The sequence below is a fragment of the Pseudomonas donghuensis genome (genome assembly GCF_000259195.1).
Taxonomy (GTDB): Bacteria; Pseudomonadota; Gammaproteobacteria; order Pseudomonadales; family Pseudomonadaceae; genus Aquipseudomonas; species Aquipseudomonas donghuensis.
In genome coordinates this window covers 102,041-102,903 of record NZ_JH650776.1, presented here as the reverse complement: position 1 = coordinate 102,903, position 863 = coordinate 102,041, and the positions used below count along the sequence as shown (strand labels likewise).

Annotated in this window: 1 protein-coding gene; it reads right to left on the bottom strand. The window is 63.5% G+C overall.

Going from position 1 to position 863, the window contains the following annotated elements; genetic code table 11:
* Positions 1-49 precede the first annotated feature (49 nt).
* On the bottom strand, positions 50-863 hold an 814-nt coding region (locus tag UW3_RS29865), incomplete at its 5' end, for a DNA polymerase domain-containing protein (protein ID WP_010225685.1).

The window sequence follows — 863 nt, the reverse complement described above, 5'->3', positions numbered from 1 at the left end:
CCGGCCTCATCGCCGGCAAGCCACACAGGGTCAGTGCATGCAGGTCCGGCTAGAACAAGCCCATCTGCCGATCGATCAACGCCGTGAAATCGTCCTCCACGAACGGCAGGATCGCATCCGCCACCGGCTGCAACTGCCGGGTCAGGTAGTGGTCGTAATCGATCGCCGAATGCCGCGTCTCCAACGGTTCCGGCCCCGCCACGGTAATCACGTAGCTGATCCAGCCGCCATTCTGATACTGCCGCGGCCTGCCCTGACGGTCATTGAAGTCATCGGCCATGCGCGCTGCGCGCACATGCGGCGGCACATTGCGCTGGTAGTCGGCCAGCGGCCGGCGCAGGCGCTTGCGGTAGATCAACAGCTCATCCTGCTCACCCGCCAAGGTCTTGCGCACGTATTCACGCAAATACTGTTGATACGGCTGACGCTTGAAGATCCGCTCGTACAGTTCCTGCTGAAACTGCCGGGCCAGCGGCGACCAGTCGGTGCGCACGCTTTCCAGGCCCTTGAAGATCATCTCCTCAGCGCCCTCGCCACGTTGCACCAGGCCGGCATAACGCTTCTTGCTGCCCTCCTCGGCGCCGCGAATGGTCGGCATCAGAAAGCGCTTGTAGTGGGTCTCGTACTGCAGCTCCAGGGCGCTGTCCAGGCCATAACTGTCGCGCAGGTGCTCGCGCCACCACTGGTTGACCTGCTGCACCAGCTCGCGGCCGATACGCGCCGCGTCCGCCTCGTCATGGGCACCCTTGAGCCAGACGAACGTGGAGTCGGTGTCGCCATAGATCACAGCGTAACCCCGGGCCTCTATCAGTTCGCGGGTACGGCGCATGATCTCGTGGCCGCGCATTGTGATCGATGAGGCC